Annotated in this window: 3 protein-coding genes; 1 reads left to right on the top strand and 2 read right to left on the bottom strand. The window is 59.9% G+C overall.

Annotated features, from left to right (window positions below; all coding sequences use genetic code 11):
- Nucleotides 1–1250, bottom strand: a 1250-nt coding sequence (locus tag ABX749_RS25535; RefSeq protein WP_372898491.1) for a tetratricopeptide repeat protein, incomplete at its 3' end; no start/stop codon positions are given.
- Nucleotides 1247–2356, bottom strand: a complete 1110-nt coding sequence (locus ABX749_RS25530; RefSeq protein WP_372898490.1) for a multiheme c-type cytochrome — start codon at nucleotides 2354–2356, stop codon at nucleotides 1247–1249. The genes ABX749_RS25530 and ABX749_RS25535, both read right to left, overlap by 4 nt.
- Nucleotides 2357–2848: 492 nt before the next feature.
- Here ABX749_RS25530 and ABX749_RS25525 point away from each other — a divergent pair, with 492 nt between their 5' ends.
- A complete protein-coding gene (locus ABX749_RS25525; RefSeq protein ID WP_372898489.1) occupies nucleotides 2849–3631 on the top strand; it encodes a hypothetical protein in 783 nt (260 codons plus the stop codon).
- Nucleotides 3632–3741: the final 110 nt, after the last annotated feature.

The following is a 3741-nucleotide window of genomic DNA, read 5'->3' as shown; positions in this document are numbered from 1 at the left end:
GGACGAGCCAGTTCGTCCAACAACTCGGCCAAACGCGAGACCTGGTCGAGGTCGATGTCTGGATCGGAAGCCATTTGCTCGCCGATCTGATGCGTCTCGGCGATCAGCTCGGCGCGGCGGGATGCTTCGGCGGCTCGGTCAGCCAAGTCCAATGCATGGAATGATTCAGCCATCAGCCGATAGGACGCCGCATCGGTCGGGTCGCGCATGATGGCGTTGCAAAGACACCGGACCGCTTTTTGATGCTCACCCTGATCGGCATGATGGGCGGCCATCGCGAACCAGTAATCCGATGCATCGTTCGGCGTCGACCGCGACGATTGCGCCCATCGGGTGAGCGCTTCACTGTCCTGTCCTTGAAGGTGCAATTGGGCGTGAATACGTCCAACGACCGCATCAAAATCTGGATCGTTTGAATCGGCCTGCTTGAGCGTCTGCAATGCGTCTTGCCAGTTGCCTTGACTGATTTCAAATCTCGCTCGGCCCTGCGGACCGATCGGTTCCAGCTCCTCGCTGTTGGCGTCTGCGGCAAACGGATAAGCCAGCCGCAACAGCGACCGGAGGTTGGAGGGTTCAACGACACCGCTTTGACACAACTGACGAAGGTACGTGGCCGCTTCCGATCGACGCCCTTGGCGCAACAGCAGTTGCGCGAGTGTTCGTTGAGCCATGCTGGCGTCGGGGACTTCTTTTAAAACCTCGCGGTAACGTTTTTCCGCTTCGTCATAGCGGCCTTGCAGGACCAACCAATCTGCGGTCTGCCCATAAATGGGTAATCGGGCGTCGGGCAGCTCGACCAACAAGTCATCGAGCATCTTGACGGCTTCGGGAAACCGATTGCGCTCGGCCAGCACTCGCGCCATCAAGAACGTGGATTGTGGATCGTCCGGTGCCGCCGAGGTCGCCTTGCGGGCCAACGCAAACGCGCGATCTAAATCATCCGATTCGAGCGCCGTCAATGCCGCTTCATGCAATTCCGCAGGCTCTAACTGTGGTTCGTCCACGGCAGCCGACGCCGGTGTCGACTCACTCGCCGGATCGCCCGTCGGCTCAAGAGGCGAGCGATCGATTTCGGGAACTCGATCGGTCGAGCCAGGCGAGACCACAACGTCTGCGACGCCCGGCGCGTCCGTCGCAGGGTTGGAACTTGTTTGGCCAGTTTCGATCGTCGCCGCATCGTTGCGGCAGCCGACGAGTAGCAACACGGTGACGCACAGCAGACCAGCAGCAAGGTTGGGTGTCGATTTCATTTGTCGTCGCGCACGCGGATCCAATGATCGTGAAAGCCGTCGCCCAATCCGTCTAACTTCAGCGCCGGCATGTGACACTCGATGCATCCCGTTTTCGGTGAAACCGGGCAGACCACATGCGACGCAGCGGCCTGATTGGTCTCCGACATCTCCGCGTGACAGGCAAGGCAGTTTTGTTCGTGTTCCCGCGGAGTCGTTGCTGAAATGGTTTGATGGGGGTTGTGACACGTCGTGCACTTGAGTTGTCCGTCGGATTGCACGAAACACTCACTGCGAAGCAGACCGACGGGTTGAAAACGGGCCAACAGATCCGGGTACTCACGCAATTGCTTTCGCGAGATGTCACGCGGCATCCGATGGCAATCGCCACACAGTTGCAGCTCCGATTCGGCATCCCAATCGGTGCGCCCGACGGAGAATGGCGGAGGTGTCTTCATGGCTCGTGCTAGACGAACATGTTCGCTCGCCGGCCCATGACATTTCTCGCAGTTCACGTTGGCAGTCAGGTCGACAATCTGCTGGTCGACAATCTCGCCGGTCGTGACATGGCAGTACACGCACTTGCGCATGATTCGACCTTCGTGACGATGACCGAATAGTTCGGCCGCCGTTTCCGGAATGCCGTCATGTTGGCCGGGCGTTTTGCCCAATGAGTCGGCCGCCGCCATCCAAGACACTCGATGCTCCAACGCCACCGTTCCTTCGTCCGGGTCGGGCAACAAGGACAGCAGCGTCATCGACTTGTGACCGAGCGCGTACTCCAGGCGAAACGGCTGATCCCCAAACTTCTCGGGGATGCGGACGAACAAGCCTTGATCGTCGGCGTGGTAGGTGTACGTGCCGAACGGTTCCCCGGCGTCATACGACTTGCCGACGAACTTGCTGGCGACCTCGGGATCCTTGGTGCTGCGAAAGGTCGTGGCGTGGCCATGGTGGCTGTGCAGCTGATGGTTCTCGCTGTGACATTCCAAGCAGACTCGACGACCAACATACGTGGGCTCGGCCGCCTGTACGGTGGGAGCGACGGCGGGTGGGGCGTGCCTTGAGACCATGCTGCCGAGCGCGACCAAGACGATCAGCACGGCCGCGACGGGGATACGATTCAAAACAGACTCCTGGGGATTCGGCAGCGCCATGACGATCGGCAGCACCAGTCAGTCTCTGACATTTTGACTGTCCCCACAAGAAATAACGACACCGCTTCGTCACCTTTTGCGCCGAAATCGGTCGGGACGCGGCTCGCATGTCACCCCGAAAGGACAACGCCGTCGAGAATTTTCGGTGGACGTTCCGCTGGTGGTGATCGGATCCTGGTCCTCAATTCCCGTTCAGGTCACAGCGGTTGTAGCGGTCAGCCCATTGCGGACGTCACCCACCGGTGGTGAATGCCTCTGCACGCGACGCTTGAGGACCGTTTCCGACGAATCCTTCATCGCGACGCCTGCTCTATGAACCTCAACGACGCGGCGGCCTCACGCTGGCGCGAACCGGCTGATGTCAATTGATGATCAGCCGTTTGACGTGGGGCCTACGGGCCTCGGCCAGAGCAAACGACCCTTCATGAATCGCCCGTTGCCTTAGCACACGGGCCTCCCCTGATGAATTCCACCACCGGCATCAATTCTCGGCGACGCTTTGCCTTTTGGCTCGGCTTCGCAGCGCTCTCGCTCGGCGAGCGGATCACGGTCGGTGCGCTCGATGATCTGACTGCGGTGGCGACGTCGATTGCCGGAAGCGATGGAATCGACTTGCTTCCCAACAATCCGAGTCCGTCCGATGGGGTCGTCAGAGAGTCACTGGCCGAACACTGGTCGATCGCGCACAACGCGTCCTGGCGTTGGTATGAACGTGAGAACCTCGTCCGCGGCGTCTGGAAAACCACCGGCGTGACCATTCCCATCCACCGGGAAACGGGAAACGCCTACACCGGGCAAACCGGGTACCTCGACGAAAGCCTGGTGCCCGACGTGATCTTGATCCCGGCCGATCGCAAACGGTTGAAACGCCCCTTGGTGGCGATCGATTCATGGCAGGATCGACAGGTTACGTTGAAACCCTCGCTGGCCGATCTGGTCTTTGAAATTCAAGACCCCGAAACAATGCCGGTCGAATTCGGCGACCGCTCGCAAAGTGACGCCGGTCGTTCGAGTGATGAGCGGCGCGGCCGTCATGGTCGACCACCGAGCCAATGGCTGCGCAGTCTGACGACCCGGGAAATCAGGGTCTGGCTTGCGAAAGTGGAGATCCAAGAGGCGCTCGTCAGTGGCATGACCTTTCGAACGCATCTGACCCGTGATCATCTGTTTGATTCCGACAGGATCGCGGGGCTGACCGACGCGGAACTCGCCGAGCTGCACGGCGCCGCCCACGCAGGGTTTTAGTCAACCAGCGTGCAGACTGGTCCTTCCCACTGAATCGGATTCCAGATACGGAGGGGGTGCACTGATCCACCTTGTAGCTTCTGGCTTTGTGGGTGAAAGTTCCTTTACGG

The organism is Stieleria sp. (assembly GCF_041595215.1).
Classification (GTDB): Bacteria; Planctomycetota; Planctomycetia; order Pirellulales; family Pirellulaceae; genus Stieleria; species Stieleria magnilauensis.
This window is presented reverse-complemented; position numbering and strand designations above follow the sequence as displayed.